Source organism: Burkholderia pyrrocinia, assembly GCF_001028665.1.
GTDB lineage: Bacteria > Pseudomonadota > Gammaproteobacteria > Burkholderiales > Burkholderiaceae > Burkholderia > Burkholderia pyrrocinia.
This window is the reverse complement of sequence record NZ_CP011504.1, coordinates 1304974-1322418: the sequence shown is the minus strand read 5'-3', so window position 1 is coordinate 1322418 and position 17445 is coordinate 1304974. Positions and strand designations below refer to the sequence as shown.

The following is a 17445-nucleotide window of genomic DNA, read 5'->3' as shown; positions in this document are numbered from 1 at the left end:
TCGCCAACCGATCGACGGTAATCCCCAACCCCACACCCAAAATGCAGACAACCAACGACCCGCTTCCCGGCAGCGACGCACGGGAATCGATGGCCGCCATCGACCGCTATCGCGCACCCGCGCTCGACAAGGGCCTCGACATTCTCGAACTCCTGTCCGAGCAGAAAGAAGGACTCACCCGCACCGAAATCACGAAGGAACTCGGCCGCAACGCGAGCGAAATCTACCGGATGCTCGAACGCCTCGTCGCGCGTCGCTATGTGATGCGCTCGACCGGCGGCGACCGCTACACGCTCAGCCTCAAGCTGTTCGCGCTTGCGCACCGGCATCCGCCGATGAGCCGGCTGATTGCCGAGGCATTGCCGCCGATGCAGCGCTTCGCCGATGCCGCCGAACAGTCGTGCCACCTGTCCGTCTACGATCGCGGCAACCTGCTCGTGATTGCGCAGGTCGACGGGCCCGGCCCATGGGGCGTGTCGGTCCGGCTCGGCTCGCGCGTCGGGCTGGCCGATACGGCGTCGGGGCGCGTGATGCTGTCGTTCCAGGGCCCCGAACAGCGCACGCACATGCTGGCCGAGCATCGCAAGGTCAAGGGTGAAGCGGCGCTGAACGAGCAGGAGCTCGCGTATGCGTGCCAGTCCATCCGGCAGGATGGCTACCTGCGTCAGGACAGCCGCCAGGCGTACGGCGTGACCGACCTGACCGCGCCGATCCTCGGGCCGGCCGGCCAGGCGATCGCGGTGCTGACCTGCCCGTACATGCGCCGGATCGACGCGCACGCGGCGCCGTCCGTCGATGTCGTCGCAGCAGGGCTGCGCGACACGGCCGCCCATCTGTCGATGGGCCGCACCGAGACCTGCTGACGCGCGGGTTCGACGAAGCGGACCGGGTACGGCGCAGTTGCGCCGGCCCGGTCGCGCGCGACACCTGTGCAGTGCGCGATGCGCGGTGCCATATCGTGCGCACACGGCGCTACGCTAGAATAGCGGCCCTCTCAAAAACTACGGCGGCCGGTTGTCACGGTTGTCGTGTCCGATGGATGTCATGGCCAAACTTCTGAACGATCAAGAATTCCAGCGTTTCTCCGAACTTCAGCAGAAGCAGGCAAGCTTCACGATCACGCCCGAAGAGGCGGACGAGCTGCGCGATATCGTCGCGCGCGCGCAGAAGAAGCGCGACGATCGTACCGCCGCGATGCAGGCGATCGAGAACTACATCGAGCAGTTCGACATCACGCCCGACGAACTCTTCTCGCCCGAGCAGATCGGCGATGCGGCCCGCACCTACGGGCTCATCACCGCGACCAAGAAGGAACGCACGCTGCCGCCGTCGATCACGTTCAACGGCAAGCCGTACCAGTGGACCAAGACGCTTCCGGACGACGTGCGCGGCGCGCTGTTCGAAGCATTCACGTCCGGCGAGTCGGTCAAGCGTTTCATCGCAATGCCGAAGGACACCGCGCGTTGCGCGCTGACGATCGCCCGCCTCGAGCGCGAAACCGGCGCAGTCTATGCCGATCCGCACCTCGAGGAACTCGCGATTTCGCGCGACCAGGTGAACGACGCGGCATCGAAACTCGCTGCCTGAATCTGAGCGCGGGCACGGTTCATGCGTGCCCGCACCCGCGTGTGACGCCGGCATTGGCCGGCGCCGCACTCGCGGGAGCGGTGCGTCCGCATGCTCCCGAAAAGTCTCACCTTGGTGTCCCGCAAGCACTCACCAACACTTCCCGAAAAAGCTCACCCAAGGCTCCTGGAGACCCTCACCAAAGTCTCCCGAATGTCCTCACCGAACCCTCCCGCAGACCCTCACCAACACGTCCCGGAAAGGCTCACCAGCGCCTCCCGCAGGTGCTCACCAGCCGCTCCCGGGAAGGCTCACCGAACGCTCCCGTATCGGCTCACCACGCATCCCCGGAAAAGCTCACTCGCAGCTCCCGAAAAGTCTCACCTTTGCGGTGATGCCGAATTGGCGAGGCCGGAATGCAGTTGCGAATGCACGTGAACACATCGCGTGAAACGGCCGTGCGGAGCGGATAGCGCGGCACACAGCAAGCGCCTCCTGAAGCTATGCGGCCATCGATATCGCCAATGCGAACGGCCCCGATACGTCTGGGCGTTTCGTACAAGAGACCGGCTTAAATGCTTTGCATCCCTGAATGAACGGATGCGTACTGCGATGAAGGACTGGCGCCATCGACCGCATACGATGACGCCGCGCTTCACGCGGCAGGCAGACGCTACTGCTGCAACTTCATCCTGAAGCCCACTACGCCGGGCTCCTCCGTCGTCGACACCGCAAAACCGCACGACTTCGCGAGCGAGATCATCGCCGAGTTCTCGCGCAGCGCCTCGCCGATCATCCATGCGGTTCCGCGCGAGCGTGCGTAGTCGATGATGCGGGTCATCATCAGCCGGCCGAGCCCCTTGCCCTTCTGATCGGGCCTCACCGCGATCGCGAACTCCGCCGTCTCGTTGTCGGGATCGGCGACCGCGCGTGCGACCGCGAGCGTATGGTCACGCCCCGACATATCGGTGAACGACACGATGAAGGCCATCTCACGGTCGTAGTCGATCTGCGTCATGCGGGCCACCTGCGAATGATCGAAGCTGCGCACCGCGCCGAAGAAACGCATTCGCAGATCGTCCGGCGTCATCGCGCCGAGCAGTTCGTTATGCGCGGCCTCGTCTTCCGGACGGATCGGACGAATCGTTACCGTCTCGCCGCGCCACTCGAGCGTCTGCTCGAGGTGGCGTGGATACGGCATGATCGCAAGCCGGCTGCGCCCCGTAGCCAGCGTGATGCGCGGCGCGATCACCTGCGCGCGGTCGGACAACACGCGCAGCGTGACGGACATCGCGACGACTTCGCGAACGTCGCAGACGACCTGCGACAGCGCCGTCAACGCGTCGAGCGTCGGCTCGACGGGCGTGCTGCGCGCATACGGCGAGCGTTCCATCACCGCGCGGGCGAGCACGGTGTTCAGCGGCGGCAGGCCGTAGACGACGAACGGCGCCGACACGCCGTCCGCAGGCGGCACGGCATAGCGAAACACCGGCCCGAAGTTCGAATCGTCGTACATGTCGACCGTGACATCGACGACTTTCGCGCCGGCCGGCTCGCCGGCCTGCTCGCCCTGCAGGCCGAAATGGGACAGCCAGCGCAGCGCGGCGTCGCCGGCCAGTTCATGCTGGCCGGCTTCGACCATCCGGCGCGCGTCGGCCTGTGCGGACGCGACGCACTCGGCCGGCTGCAGCGGCGTGCCCTCGGGCGTCTGCATCAGCAGTTGCCGCCCGAGGCTGTAGTCGACGAGACGCGCATACGCGCGCGCGAGCCGCTGCGGCGTTGTGTGCACGGGAATGCCGTTCGCGTGCAGCGCATCGCGCGTCGCCGCGTCGACCGCACCGAAGAAACACGCGAGGATGCCGCGATGCGCGTGCTGTCGCGATTCGATCAGCGTGCGCGCGACCGAATCGGCCGGCGCGCTATGGGACGTCGAATGGACGACGAACAGCGTGCCTGTTTGCGGGAATGGCGCGAGCGCCTCGATCGCCGCGGCGAAGTGCTCGGGGCGCGCATCGTCGCCCAGCGTCAGCGGATTGCCGGGCGCAGTCAGGTGCGGCAGCGCGGCCGATACGGCCGACGTTGCCGCCGGCGACCAGTCGGCGAGCGCGACGCGCACCTCCGCGACCGCATCGACCGCGAGTTTCGCGACGCCCGCGTCGCTCGTCACGAGCGTCGCCGCGCCGCGCGCTGAGACACGGCCGACGCCGAGGGTCTCGATCTCGTCGAGCAGGTCGTCGAGCGCATCGACGCGCACCATCCCCGCGCGCTGAAACGCCGCCGTATAGAGTGCGTCGCCGGGATCGGTACGCCCGGTGCGCAACGCGAGCACCGGCTTGTTGCGTGCGGCCGCGCGCGCGGCCGACATGAACTTGCGTGCCGCGCGCACGGTATCGAGTTCGAGCAGGATCGCACGCGTGCCGGGGTCGCTCGCAAGATAATCGAGCACGTCGCCCGCATCGACGTCGGACTCGCTGCCGAGCGCGACGACATGCGAAAAGCCGAGGCCCCGCGCATCGGCCCAGCCGAGCACCGCGTTCGTCAACGCGTTCGATTGCGACACCCATGCGACGCCGCCCGAGCGCGCCGTATAGGCCGGTGCGCCGAAATGCGCATGCCGCGCGGGCGACAGCACACCGAGGCTACCGGGCCCGACGATACGGAGCACGAATGGCTTTGCCGCCTTCAGCGTGCGATCGAGCGCGGTGAGATCGGCATCCGTGCGCGCCTCACCGACGATCACCGCGACGCGCGTGCCGAGCTCGCCGAGCTTGCGCACGATGCCGGCCCAGGTCGCGGGCGGCGTGCAGATCACGGCTACCGATGGCGGCGCGGGCAGCCGGTCGACGTCGGAGACGACCGTATGCCCGTTCAGCTCCCGGTATTTCGGATTGACGGGCCACACGGGTCCGTCGAACGCGCCGTCGAGCACACGCGACCACACCATCGCGCCGATACTGCCCGCGCGCGACGACGCGCCGACGACCGCAACGGACTTGGGCTGGAACAACGCATCGAGATGGCGAACGGTCACATCGGCTCCCTGCGGTAACGAAAGGCGACCCGAGCGGCATACGGCACGGACGGGCCGTGCGCCGCTCGACGCGAACCCCAAGCATAGGCGAAGCGCATGCGGCTGCCTATATGCCGAACGGCCGACTACCCGACGAACGTCAACGCTCGCACCATGGACCTGCAATACAGGCGCGGCCCGACATCGCAGCATGCCGCAAGCAACGCGGCGCGACGCTGCCGCCGCTTCCTCAAAGGTGAGGATTTACAGGAGCCAGGGTGAGTATCTTCGGGAATTGCACGGCACAACGCGCAAGCGCGCGAAAGGTGATGGGAATCCGCGGTGCATCTGCACCGCGGAAATCGCGAATGCCAATGCGCATGCACTGCGCAATTGCACGGTTGTTTACCGCAATTGACCGCGATAGGCAGCCTAATCGCGGCGAATTCGCAAAACGGGATCCGTTAATCGCGCGGCATTGCACTTCCATTCGTCAACGGGAATTGCACGGCAGCGGCACAAAAACAAAACGGTGCGACGGCCGCATGGCCGTTCGCACCGTCAGTCAACGCACGAAAGGTGAGGCTTTTCGGGAGTCAGTCCTTGATCAGGAAACGTGCGCGGTTCTTGCCGAGCCACGTCGGCGCCCGCCCGCGGCCACTCCAGGTTTCGCCCGTCTTCGGGTTCAGGTATTTCGGCGGCAACGTACGCTTCGGCTTCGCGGTAGCGGCGGCGGACCCCACCGGACGAAAACCGAGCTCTTCCGGCGTAATGTCGTATTCGTCGATTTTCGCGCGGATATCGGCAATCGCGTCGGCAATCGCCTTTTCGCGTTCCTTGTCGATCTTTTGCTGAAGTCGTTCGAGCTGCGCGGTCAGTTGCCTGTAGGTCGCCATATGGATGGGACTCCGTGAGTGTTATTCGTGAAAAATAGGTGACTCTAAGCAAACAGAAAAGCGCTTCGCCCGATCGTGGTCTCCTCAGCCGGTCATGTCGGGATCAATAACCGCTTTTCTTCTTGCATGCGAAGAGAAGGTTTCGCGACGCGTCATCAGTCGATTGCTGGATCACTTCGAAATCCCCGTTGCAGATGGCCCGGGCATTGTCCGTGCAGTTGCTCCAGCCGCTGCCGGTGCATTGCACTTGCGTGGTCGGACGCCCGTCCGAAGTGAACAGCGGCGCGCTGCCACCGCACCCGCCGAGCGCTGCAACCAGAGCCACCAATCCGGCCGCCCGAGGCCACCGACCGACCGACGCAAGCATGTGTTTCATTGTTCTTCCCGTCAACCATTTTTTGAATGTCGCGAGTATGCCATGCGTGGCCCTTCCGTCGTCAGTTCGGCGCGCGGCCAGGCTGCCCGCGCGCCTTGTACGGCAAGCTCCGGCGCGGATCGTCGGTGATGCGAACGAACACCTGCTCGACGTCCGGAAGCGCCTCGAGTTCGCGTTGCAACGCCTGGCGATCGAACGCCGTATCCGCGCATCCTTCGACATAGATAAAACGCCGCTGCACGGTGATCCACAGGCTCGTACCGTGCAGGCGATCGGAGCCCGCGAAGTGCGCCTTCGCGGCATCGCCGATCTCCGCGTCATACATATACGAGTTCGGTTTCGTGCAGCGGTGGGCGAGCCAGCAGGTCGTCCCGCGTTCGGCGCGGTAGTGCGCGTCGTCCGTCATCTCGGCGCGGGTCATCCATGGGCCGAGCGGCAACGGGCATTCGGCCAGGTCCTGCGACAGCGCAATGAACGGATCGTTGTACCAGTTGCGCCGCGCCTCGGGCACGTTCGCGTCGCCGGACTGCGCGAACGCGGCGGTCGCCAGCAACATGGTCACGCATCCTGCGATGCCGATCCGCTTCATCGTGATCTCCTGTTCGATGCTTCACGTCCGACCGCATCGGCATCGCCGATCGGCCTACCGGTCGATGCCCAGCGCCGCCAGCTTCTTGTACAGCGTCGCGCGGCCGATCCCGATACGCGCGGCCGCTTCCACGACCTTGCCGTCACAGGCCGCCAGCGCGTCGGTCAGGAACTGACGCTCCCACGCCGCCAATGCATCGGCATACGAAGCGAGCGGCGCACCGGACGCACCGGTCGCGTCGCCCGCGCCCCGCTCGACCGGCGCCGCGGCAATCCTCTGCGCCTGCGACGCGCCGTCCGTCGATACGCGCACCGGCCCGAGGAACGGCGCGAGCGCGCGCGCATCGATCACCGAACGGTCCGACAGCATCAGCGCGCGTTCGAGCGTATTGCGCAACTCGCGCACGTTGCCCGGCCACGGATACGCGCACAGCATCCGCAGCGCATCGTCGGTCAGCTCGCAATGCGCGGCACGCCCGTGCTGGGCGGCCAGTTCCTCGAGCGTCGCATAAACGAGCGCCGCGATGTCGGACGCCCGCTCGCGCAGCGGCGGCGCGTGGATCGTCAGCACGTTGAGACGGTAATAGAGATCCGCGCGAAAACGTCCGGCGTCGACGAGCGCCGGCAGGTCGGCCGACGTCGCGGCGATGATCCGGACGTCGGCGCGCACGATCCGGTTCGAGCCGACCGGCTCGAACTCCTTGTCCTGCAGCACGCGCAGCAGCTTGCCCTGCAACGGCAGCGGCATGTCGCCGATCTCGTCGAGAAACAGCGTGCCGCGATCGGCCAGCTCGAACTTGCCGATACGCCCCTTGCGGTCGGCGCCCGTGTACGCGCCGGGCGCCGCGCCGAAGAATTCGGTTTCGAGCAGCGTGTCGGGAATCGCGGCGACGTTGACGGTCACGAGCGGCTGGAGCGCACGCGCCGACGCCGCGTGGATCGCATGCGCGAGCAGTTCCTTGCCGGTGCCCGTCTCGCCGAGCAGCAGCACCGGCGAATCGACCTGCGCGGCGCGCCGCGCCTGGCGCTTCGTTTCGAGGCTCGCGGCACTCGTGCCGACGAAGCTCGCGAACGTGTATTTCGCGCGACGCGCCTGCGCGAGCGAACGCTGCGTCGCGATCAGTTGCTGCTGAAGCTGCGCGTAGCGGGAAAAGATCGGCGTAAGCGTCTTCAACTGGTCGAACAGCGCGAAGCCGATCGCGCCGACCGTCTCGCCGGCCTCGTTCTTCAGCGGCAGGCGCGTGACGACGAGCGGCTCGCGGCCCGTCTCCATGATGTCGAGCAGGATCGGCTGCCCGGTCGACACGACCTCGCGCATCAGGCTGTTCGGGATCACGGCCTCGCAGTCGAGGCCGACGGCCTGCTGCGGATCGGCGAAACCGAAGCGCGCCGCGTAACGCTCGTTCATCCACACGACGCGCGCGTCGCGATCGACCACCACCGTGCCCGCGCTCGAATCCTCGAAGGTCCGGAACAGCGACTCGGCGGCGCGCCGCAGCACGTCGCCGTAGTTGACGGGCAGGCGGGCCCAGTCATTCATCATCGTGTCTTCGTCTCCGTGTATTTTCGACCGGATGTCTCCGGAACGAGACGGATTATCTCACTTTGGAGACACGCCACAATGCGTTGTCCGGAAAAGCCCTGCCCGATTTTGCAGGCTGGCCGGACAGCCATATCGTCTCCGGATCGAGACGTTTTCTGTAGAATCGTCAGACATGGACCGGCGCGGCCCCGCCGGTCTCCGGCGGACCCACGTCCGGCGGCGCAATCCGGCCGATGGCACGAAACCTGCACGAACCTGAGCCGGTCCGCGACACGTCGCGCGATCGAACAACTATCAAAGCCATTAGGAGACTCCCCTTGTCTTTCGTGATCGTCCTCGCCGCGCTGGCGTTCCTGATGTACGCCGCGTATCGCGGCTACAGCGTGATCCTGTTCGCGCCGATCGCCGCACTCGGCGCGGTGCTCCTGACCGAACCCGCCGCCGTCGCACCGGTCTTCTCCGGCATCTTCATGGAGAAGATGGTCGGCTTCGTCAAACTGTATTTCCCGGTATTCATGCTCGGCGCAGTGTTCGGCAAGGTGATCGAACTGTCCGGGTTCTCCGAGTCGATCGTCCATGCGGCGATCCGCTACATCGGCCGCTCGCGCGCGAACGCGGTGATCGTCGCGGTGTGCGCGCTGCTCACCTATGGCGGCGTGTCGCTGTTCGTCGTGGTGTTCGCGGTCTATCCGTTCGCGGCCGAACTCTATCGCCAGAGCAACATTCCGAAGCGGCTGATGCCCGGCGCGATCGCGCTCGGCGCGTTCTCGTTCACGATGGATTCGCTGCCCGGCACGCCGCAGATCCAGAACATCATCCCGACCACGTTCTTCAAGACCACCGCGTGGGCCGCACCGGCACTGGGCACGATCGGCTCGCTGTTCATCGTTGCCGTCGGCCTCTCTTATCTGGAATGGCGCCGCCGCTCGGCGATGGCGAAGGGCGAAGGCTACGGCACGTCGCTCGTCAACGAGCCGGAGCGCGTCGAGGCGACGTCGCTGCCGCACCCGGCGCTCGCGATCCTGCCGCTGATCCTCGTCGGCGTGTCGAACTTCCTGTTCACGAAGCTGATCCCGCAGTGGTACGGCGCCGCGTCGTACACGGTCGCGCCGGACGTGCTGCCGGGCGTGCACACGCCGGTGACGACGTCGATCAAGACCGTCGTCGCGATCTGGTCGGTCGAGGCCGCGCTGCTGCTCGGCATCGTGCTGGTCGTGCTGACCGCGTTCAATCGCGTCAGCGACCGCTTCGCGGCCGGCTCGAAAGCCGCCGTCGGCGGCGCACTGCTCGCCGCGATGAACACCGCGTCGGAGTACGGCTTCGGCGGCGTGATCGCCGCGCTGCCTGGCTTCCTGGTCGTCGGCGATGCGCTGAAAAGCATCCCGAACCCGCTCGTCAACGCGGCCGTGTCGGTCAGCTCGCTCGCCGGCATCACGGGCTCGGCGTCGGGCGGCATGAGCATCGCGCTCGCCGCGATGTCGGACCTGTTCATCAAGGGCGCGCAGGCAGCCAACATTCCGATGGACGTGTTGCACCGGGTCGTCGCAATGGCGAGCGGCGGCATGGACACGCTGCCGCACAACGGCGCGGTCATCACGCTGCTCGCGGTCACGGGCCTCACGCACCGCGAGTCGTATCGCGACATCTTCGCGGTCACCGTCATCAAGACGCTCGCGGTGTTCTTCGTGATCGCCGTGTATTACACGACGGGGCTTGTGTAAGTACCTGCATGAGGCGGCGTTCCGTACGCCGCCTCCCGGCCGGCCGCATCGCCGCAGCCGGCACCCGCCTGTCACGATCGGACCGCATGCGACCCGGAATGGATTCCGGAATCCGCATTCGGTCCGATTTCATTTCCTCGCTCGCCGGAACCGGTCGAATCCGCACCGTCGCAACACTCGCGCGGCGTCTCGCCCGTCACTCTCGTCAAGCCACCATCCGGCATCCGCCCGCCCATTGTTGCCCGCAACAAAACACTGCATTGGGCGCGATCGCATTTTTCGCACGCCCGCCCCGGCCTACACTGGGTTCAACGTCGCCCGGCGCTTCGACGAACGAAGCGCGGCGAATCACCGGAATCCTGGAGTCCCGATCATGAAGCGCCTGATCCAAGCCGTTGCCATTGCCCTGGCCGTATCGGCCCCGCTCGCCGCGCAAGCGCAGTCGAACCAGCCGCTGACACGCGCGCAGGTCCGCGCCGAAGTGAAGGCGCTGAAGCAGGCCGGCTTCCAGTCGAGCGACTGGTTCTATCCGGCCAGCATCGTTTCCGCCGAAGCGACGATTGCCCGTGAGCACGACGCCGGATACGGCAGCGATCGCGGCGCGTCGTCGGAGTCGGGCCGGTAATCGACCATCCGGCCCGCTCGACGATGTGTGCGTGCGCCGTTACGCCTTCACCGGCTGGATCAGCTTCGCGCACGCCGCTGCCTGCGGATCGCCCGCGGGCAGCTTCCCGCAGACGCCGTCGAGCTGCTTCACGACCGACCGGACCGATGCATCGTGCGCGCCGCCGCTGCGCCAGCGGTTCAATTGCGTGACGACCTTCGTCAACGCGCGCAGGTTCGCACCGTAGAACGCGTCCCGGGTCTTGTCGGCCTGCGCGAGCACGCTTGCGGCAATCCCTTCGATGCGCGCCGAATCGTCCGGCGCCAGTTCGACCGCATTCGCAAAATAGGTCGCGCCCCAGCGCAGCTTCGTCGCCGGCCCGCTCGCCGAGTCATATGCCTTGCGATACCAGTCGAGCGCCGCGGCCTTGTCGCCGCGCGCCTTCGCATTCGCGGCCAGCCCTGACATGAAGTAGTACGGCGTGGACGAACGCGGCAGCTCGGCCTTCAGCAATGCATCCGACTCGTCGTACAGCCCCGCGTCGGTCAGCGTGTCCGCGCCCTCGCTGACGAGCGCCTGCCGTTCATACGCATTCGCGGCACCCTGCACCGATGCGACAATCTGCTTGCGCGCGGTGTCGGCCAGCGCCGGCGCAGCGAGCGGCGCGCCCTTGCGCGCGTCGCCGCGCGCGAGCAGCACGCGCCCGTGCAGCGCCATCAGCCGGTCGATCGACGACAGCGTGGTGTCGGTCGACAGGCGCGCGAGCGCCGTGTCGTACGCGCCGCGCAATGTCGCGCGCTGCGCGTCGTCGCCGCCGAGATACGCGACCACGCGTGCGGGCGCCGCGACCAGCACGTCCGAATCGGCCCGCGACAGCGCGGGATCGCGCAGCACCGTGCGCAGCGAATCGGCGAGCGCCGCCTTGTCGAGCGCGCCGGCCTGCGCCGGATCGTCCGACGCGGCGACCACCGCCGACTTCAGCGCGAAGCGCGCCGATTCGGCCTTCGCGCCCGCCGCCCGCGCGCGTTGCGCGAGCGACTGCAGCGTCTCGGCGACACGATCGGCCGGCACCGGCAGCGCGCCGTCGGTATCCCACGAATAATCGGCCAGCAGGCGCCATTCGTCCGGCGTCAGCGACGCGCCGTTCTTCAACGCAGTCGCGAGCGTCTGCCGCACCGGATGCGCGGCCGTCATCCCGAGCGACAGCGCCTGCATGTAGCGGTCGAGATCGGCCTCGCCCGGCAGCCGCGTCACTTCGGTGCCGTCGGGGCGGAACAGGATCATCGTCGGATAGCCGTGCACCTTGAAACGCTCGCCGAGCTTCTGCGCGCTTTCGGTATCGCCGTCGAGATACACGGGCACGAAAAACGACGAACGGGTCTTGAATGCCTGCTGGCTGAAGATGGTCGACTTCACCTGGTTGCACGACGGGCACCACACCGCACCCCAGTACAGCAGCAGCGGCTTGCCGGTGCGCTTCGCCAGCGCGAAGGCGGCATCGACATCGCCGTGCTGCCACGCGATGCCGGGCGGCAGATGCGCGCCTTCGGCCGACGCGCTCGACACGGTGGCGCCCGCAGGCGCGGCAGCGGCAAACGCCGCACCCGCGGCGGCGAACAGGCAGGCGGCAGTCAGATTCCGGAGAGCGGTTTTCATCGAAGCGGGTTCCGTTGAAAGAGACGGTTGCGGGAAGGTGTGTCACGCGAAACGACGACCATGAAGCGATGTTCATGAAGCGATGAAGCGCACCGACGTGTGGCAAGACGCACGCCGGAATGCGGTGGCGCATGGCGCGCGCAACGACGCGAAAAGGCGGACGCCGGCCGAAGCGACCGGCAAATCGATCAACGATACGACCAGCGCAGCCCGCGGGAAACGAACGAAATCTCGAATGAATATGACGCGCGGCACTGCAGAAGCGCGTTCCGTCACGCCTGCGCCGATCGCCCGTTCACGCCCGGCCCTTGATCCGCGCCATGTGATACACGGCCTCATGCACGCCGTCGCGCAATGCATAGCCCGGCGATTCGCCTTCGATCCGGAAACCGTGCTTCTCGTAGAGCGCGATTGCCGCGCGGTTGTCGGTGAACACGGTCAGCTCGAGACGCGTGATGTTCAGCCAGTTTTCCGCGAGATCGATCGCGGCCGCGAGCAGCCGGCGGCCGACGCCGCGCCCGTGATGGGCCGCATCGACCATCATGCCGAGCCCCGCCGCATGGCGCCGGCGCGGATTCGGCTCGACATGCAGGCCGAGATGGCCGACCACCGCGCCGCCAATTTCGGCGACGAGGCTCACGCCGCGCTCGTGCACGTTTTCGAGCCGCTTCTGCCATTTCTCGAGCGACGGAAACGGAAGCTGCAACGTATTCATGTACACCGCGGGATGGGCGGCGATCTGCCGGATCGCGTCGACGTCGTGCGTCTCGCTGTGCCGGATCTTGATGTCGGTCATGGGTAGGCCGGTCCGAAAAGTCGCGCCTGCGGCGCGGACTGCGCACATGCGCAGCAACGTTTCGAGCTTATCCGATTTCACGCATTTGAAACATGGGCGTCACGTCGTCGCGCGATGCCGTTGCATCCGCAACGACACGCAATCACGCTGCCGGCCGCGATTCGGAAAAATATGACCGATTCCGCTTGCGGCGATCGGTAATTCCTTACCCCTTTCCGTCATGCATCGCGCCCGAACAAATCGTTGCGCACACAACGTCACGCGCGCGACATGCGATGTCATTTCTTCATCACGTCGACGTCATGCCGCCTCCCTAGACTGGGTGCCGCCCAGTCCGGCATGCGTCGGGCCGGTGTGTGCCGACGTCCTGGCCCGCGCATCACGAGCGCGCGACGCGCAGGATCGCGACGACGGCCAATGCATCCGCGCGACGCGGTTCGACACGACGCGTCGCGCGATGCGAGCACCACCGCCTCGCGCGGCCGACGCACTCGCACGCACACGCATCGCGGATCGTCCCAGGAGGGACGACGCACGGGCGCCGCCAGACGAAGTCACGAACGCTCCCACCATCACAGGATCCGAACGCCATGACGTCACGCCGCAAATTCCTTCAACAGACCGCGACTTCCGGCCTCGCCGCCGCCGCGCTCGCCGCGTTTCCGCCGAGCATCCGCCGCGCGCTCGCCATTCCCGCGTTTCACGAAACGGGGACCATCAAGGACGTCAAGCACGTCGTGCTGCTGATGATGGAGAACCGCGCATTCGACAGCTACTTCGGCACGTTCAAGGGCGTGCGCGGCTACGGCGACCGCTTCGCGGTGCCGTCGCCGAACGGCCGCGACGTGTTCTACCAGACGTACACGAAGGCGACGCCCGCGACGACCTGCACGCCGTATCACCTCGACGCAAGCCAGGGCAACGCGCAGCGCGCGGGCGGCACGCCGCACACGTGGGCCGATGCGCAGGCCGCGTGGGACCACGGCCGGATGAACCGCTGGCCCGACGCGAAGACACCGCTGTCGATGGGCTATTACGACGCGGCGGAAGTCCCGTTCCAGCGCGCGCTCGCCGATGCGTTCACGCTGTGCGACCACTACCACTGCGGGATGCACACGGGCACGATCGCGAACCGCCTGTTCTACTGGAGCGGCACCAACGGCCCGAACGGCATCAGCCCGGCCGACGGCAGCCGCGTGAAGATCGCCGCGCTGAACAACCAGTTCAACGGCGGCAACGACATCGGCCCGTCGAGCCAGGGCTGGACCTGGACGACCTACGCCGACCGGCTGCAGCAGGCCGGCGTGAACTGGAAGGTCTACCAGAGCCTGATCGACAACTTCGGCTGCAACGAAATGATGAGCTTTCGCCACTGGCGCGCGGCGATCGAGCAGATGCCGGCCGCGCGCCGGCCCGCGTACGTCGCGTCGACGGACATCACGCAGCCCGTGACGGCGGCCGGCGCGTTCTACGATCCGGCGATCGACGATCCGTTGAGCCCGCTCGCGAAAGGCTTCGGCAACACGATGCCGTACGGCTTTCTCGAAACGTTCCGCGACGACATCCGCAACGGCACGCTGCCGGAAGTGTCGTGGATCATCCCGCCGTCCGCGTACAGCGAACACCCGGGCCCGTCGAGCCCCGCGCAGGGCGGCTGGTACGTGCAGGCCGTGCTCGATGCGCTGACGGCGAACCCGGAGGTGTGGAGCAAGACGGTGCTGCTGGTCAACTACGACGAGAACGACGGCTTCTTCGACCACATGCCGTCGCCGGCCGTGCCGTCGCGCAACACCGACGGCACGCTCGCGGGCGGCCATACGCTGCGGGATGCCGACATCGCCGTCGAATACCACGACTTCACGCCGGCCACGTCGAACCAGCCGGCGACCGACGGCCGTCCGTACGGCCCGGGCCCGCGCGTGCCGATGTGGGTCGTGTCGCCGTGGAGCCGCGGCGGCTGGGTCAACTCGCAGGTGTTCGACCATACGTCGACGCTGCTCTTCCTCGAGAAGCGCTTCGGCGTCGCCGAGCCGCAGATCAGCGCGTACCGCCGCGCGGTGTGCGGCGACCTGACGAGCGCGTTCAACTTCCGCTCGCCGAACCACGAACCGCTGCCGACGCTCGCGGGCCATACGACGAAAAGCCAGGTCGACGCGCTAAGCGCCGCGCAGCAAGCCGCGCCGAAGATCGTGCCGCCGGCCGCGCCGGCGCTGCCCGCGCAGGCCACCGGCGTGCGCCCGTCGCGCGCGTTGCCGTACGAACTGCATGCGAGCGCGCGGACCGATGCCGGCACCGGCACGGTCACGCTGAAGTTCGCGAACACGGGCCGCGCCGCCGCCGTGTTTCACGTCTACGACAAGCTGCATCTCGACCGCCTGCCGCAGCGCTACGTCGTCGAGCCGGGCAAGACGCTGCACGGCGACTGGGCCGCGCGCGCCGACAACGGCGGTAAATATGACCTGTGGGTGCTCGGCCCGAACGGCTATCACCGCCGCTTCACCGGCGACCTGAGCCGCCTGGCCGGTGCGCGCGCGCCTCATCCGGAAGTTCGCGTCGGCTATGCGGGCGCGAGCGGCAACCTCCACCTGCGGCTGCGCAACGACGGCGGCGGCACGGTGCGCTTCACGGTGAAGTCGAACCAGGTTTACGGGCCGCTGCCCGGCCGCGGCGCGAACGACGATCGCGGTCAGGGCCATGGCAACGAGGACGGCAACAGCCAGGGTCACCATTACGGCAATGGCAACGGCACGGGCACCACGTGGACCGTCACGGTGCGTGCCGGCGACCAGTCCGAACTGCACTGGAAGCTCGACTCGACCGGCCATTGGTACGACTTCATCGTCACCGCGGACAGCGACGCGAGCTTCTCGCGCCGCGTGGCCGGCCGCGTCGAAACGGGCCGCCACTCGGTCAGCGATCCGGCGATGGGGCTGGCCGACCGCTTCTGACGCCGCCGCGGCGACGCGCGTTGCACCGCGTGTCGCCCCTCGCGGCGGCGCGGCCGCGAACGCCGGTCGGGCGCCGGCCGCGGCCGCGCCCGATCCGGCTGAAACGCCCGCCTGGCGCGGCTCAAACATCAGATGGATCGGTGGTTCAGCCCTCATTTCGCCCCGCGAAAATGCTCCGTGTTGCGGACCGTTCGCGTTAAACTGCGACAAGCTGTATTCAACAAAGACATCTTTGCCGCTACGGCATCCACGACGCGAGGATAGGTTCGATGCGCACAACCGGCTCATCCGGGGCAATGACCCTGCTCACCGAACACGACCCGGCCGACGGCCGCGAACTGCGGTCGCTCCGGCTCGAAGCAACCGGCGACGGCAAGAGCGTGCTGCTGATCGAGATCGACGAACGCAAGCCCGGCATCCACCGCGAGGTTCGCTACGAGATCACGCCGGCCGAACTGATCGCGGCGATCCGCTCGCACGGCGCCGAGTTGCCCGGCGAAAACCACGGCGCCGCGTCGCTCGCCCGCACGTCCTCCTGATTTCGAACGGTGAGCCGCGCGCAGCGCGCCGGCTCACCGGTATCCCCCTGCCGCCGTCAGGCGCTTTCCGTCATTCCCGCCGCTGTCTTGAAAATGGCCGATAATCGGCCCATCTGCGTTTCCTGCCCACGCATTTCCTTTTCGGCCAAGCCGTCATGCTCCGTGACCTCGTCGCCCAATACGGGCCGCTTCTCGTCTTCGCCAACGTGCTCGCGGCGGCCGTCGGCCTGCCGGTGCCCGCGATGCCGACGCTCGTGCTGTTCGGTGCGATGGCCGGGATGCACCCGGAAATAATCGGCTCGCAGCTCGTGACGGTGGTGGCGCTGTCGGTGTTCGGCGCGCTGATCGGCGACACCGTCTGGTACGTCGCCGGGCGGCGTTACGGCGGCACGACGCTGAAGACGATCTGCCGGCTGTCGCTGTCGCGCGATACCTGCGTGCGGAAGACCGAGCGCTTCTTCGGCCGCTACGGCGTGCGCGTGCTCGCCGTCGCACGCTTCATCCCCGGGCTGTCGCTCGTGTCGGTGCCGATGGCCGGCGCGCTCGGCACGAGTTATCGCACGTTCGCCGGTTACGACGCACTCGGCGCCGCGCTGTGGACGATCGTCGGGCTGGTGGTCGGGATCGTGTTCTACCGGCAGATCGACTGGCTGTTCGCCGGCGCGAGCCACCTCGGCCACGCGGTGCTGCTGGTGATCGTCGCACTGCTGGCCGTGTACGCGGCGATCCGCTGGATGCGCCGCCGCACGCTGATCCGCCAGCTCGCCCATGCGCGGATCGGCGTCGACGAACTCGAAAATCTGCTGCGCGACGACGCCGCGCCGGTGGTGCTCGACGTACGCTCGCCCGAACACCGCAAGCTCGACCCGTTCTCGATTCCCGGTGCGCAATTCGCCGACGAGCGGCAGATCGCCGACATCGTCGCGCGCTATCCGTTCTCGCAGAAGTTCGTCGTGTACTGTTCGTGCCCGAACGAAGTGACGGCCGCGCTGATGGCGAAGCGCCTGCTCGACGCAGGCTTCACCGATGCGCTCGCGCTGCGCGGCGGCCTCGACGCATGGCGCGATACGGGCCGCCAGCTCACGTCGCTCGCGGAAGAGATGCCCGCCGCGAACGACCCGGTCGCGGGGTTGCACAAGCCGGCCTGAGCGCACTGCTCGCAGGCCGGCCGCGCGAGGCGGGGGACCCGGCGTCCCCCTTCG

At 67.3% G+C, this 17445-nt stretch carries 14 protein-coding genes; 7 read left to right on the top strand and 7 right to left on the bottom strand.

The genetic code is table 11. The features are described 5' to 3' along the window. The first annotated feature begins 41 nt into the window (after window positions 1–41). Window positions 42–863, top strand: a complete 822-nt coding sequence (locus ABD05_RS22160; RefSeq protein WP_047902221.1) for an IclR family transcriptional regulator — start codon at window positions 42–44, stop codon at window positions 861–863. A 172-nt stretch (window positions 864–1035) separates the two neighbouring features. Further along, window positions 1036–1587 (top strand): hypothetical protein, encoded by a 552-nt coding sequence (locus ABD05_RS22155; RefSeq protein ID WP_047902220.1) that lies wholly within the window; start codon window positions 1036–1038, stop codon window positions 1585–1587. A gap of 652 nt (window positions 1588–2239) precedes the next feature. Here ABD05_RS22155 and ABD05_RS22150 read toward each other — a convergent pair. The 5 genes from ABD05_RS22150 to ABD05_RS22135 form a co-directional block, all read right to left on the bottom strand. Further along, window positions 2240–4597 carry a bifunctional acetate--CoA ligase family protein/GNAT family N-acetyltransferase gene (locus ABD05_RS22150; protein WP_047902219.1) on the bottom strand — a complete coding sequence of 786 codons (2358 nt, stop codon included), beginning with the start codon at window positions 4595–4597 and terminating at the stop codon, window positions 2240–2242. 575 nt (window positions 4598–5172) lie between these two features. After that, complete coding sequence (locus tag ABD05_RS22145) at window positions 5173–5472, bottom strand: H-NS histone family protein (RefSeq protein WP_047902218.1); 300 nt, start codon at window positions 5470–5472, stop codon at window positions 5173–5175. A gap of 103 nt (window positions 5473–5575) precedes the next feature. Next, complete coding sequence (locus ABD05_RS36530; RefSeq protein WP_082146193.1) at window positions 5576–5848, bottom strand: hypothetical protein; 273 nt, start codon at window positions 5846–5848, stop codon at window positions 5576–5578. Window positions 5849–5909: 61 nt separating this feature from the next. Beyond that, window positions 5910–6437, bottom strand: coding sequence for a BON domain-containing protein (locus ABD05_RS22140; protein WP_047902217.1), 528 nt, complete (start codon window positions 6435–6437; stop codon window positions 5910–5912). A 54-nt stretch (window positions 6438–6491) separates the two neighbouring features. Continuing rightward, window positions 6492–7979: a sigma-54 interaction domain-containing protein gene (locus tag ABD05_RS22135; protein WP_047902216.1), complete on the bottom strand. Its 1488-nt coding sequence runs from the start codon at window positions 7977–7979 to the stop codon at window positions 6492–6494. A 317-nt stretch (window positions 7980–8296) separates the two neighbouring features. On the opposite strand from ABD05_RS22135, the gene ABD05_RS22130 reads away from it, so the two are divergent. Both ABD05_RS22130 and ABD05_RS22125 read left to right on the top strand, forming a co-directional pair. Continuing rightward, window positions 8297–9700 (top strand): GntP family permease, encoded by a 1404-nt coding sequence (locus ABD05_RS22130; protein WP_047902215.1) that lies wholly within the window; start codon window positions 8297–8299, stop codon window positions 9698–9700. Window positions 9701–10073: 373 nt separating this feature from the next. Continuing rightward, a complete protein-coding gene (locus ABD05_RS22125) occupies window positions 10074–10325 on the top strand; it encodes a DUF4148 domain-containing protein (protein ID WP_047902214.1) in 252 nt (83 codons plus the stop codon). Between the two features lie 39 nt (window positions 10326–10364). Here ABD05_RS22125 and ABD05_RS22120 read toward each other — a convergent pair whose 3' ends face one another. Both ABD05_RS22120 and ABD05_RS22115 read right to left on the bottom strand, forming a co-directional pair. Further along, window positions 10365–11960, bottom strand: coding sequence for a thioredoxin family protein (locus tag ABD05_RS22120; RefSeq protein ID WP_047902213.1), 1596 nt, complete (start codon window positions 11958–11960; stop codon window positions 10365–10367). A 295-nt stretch (window positions 11961–12255) separates the two neighbouring features. Continuing rightward, window positions 12256–12756: a GNAT family N-acetyltransferase gene (locus ABD05_RS22115; RefSeq protein WP_047902212.1), complete on the bottom strand. Its 501-nt coding sequence runs from the start codon at window positions 12754–12756 to the stop codon at window positions 12256–12258. 590 nt (window positions 12757–13346) lie between these two features. Here ABD05_RS22115 and ABD05_RS22110 point away from each other — a divergent pair. The 3 genes from ABD05_RS22110 to ABD05_RS22100 all read left to right on the top strand — a co-directional run bounded on the left by ABD05_RS22110 (window position 13347) and on the right by ABD05_RS22100 (window position 17391). Further along, window positions 13347–15704 carry a phosphocholine-specific phospholipase C gene (locus ABD05_RS22110; protein ID WP_047902211.1) on the top strand — a complete coding sequence of 786 codons (2358 nt, stop codon included), beginning with the start codon at window positions 13347–13349 and terminating at the stop codon, window positions 15702–15704. 269 nt (window positions 15705–15973) lie between these two features. Then, a complete protein-coding gene (locus ABD05_RS22105) occupies window positions 15974–16243 on the top strand; it encodes a hypothetical protein (RefSeq protein ID WP_011353737.1) in 270 nt (89 codons plus the stop codon). Between the two features lie 155 nt (window positions 16244–16398). Next, window positions 16399–17391 (top strand): DedA family protein/thiosulfate sulfurtransferase GlpE, encoded by a 993-nt coding sequence (locus tag ABD05_RS22100; RefSeq protein WP_047902210.1) that lies wholly within the window; start codon window positions 16399–16401, stop codon window positions 17389–17391. Window positions 17392–17445 lie beyond the last annotated feature (54 nt).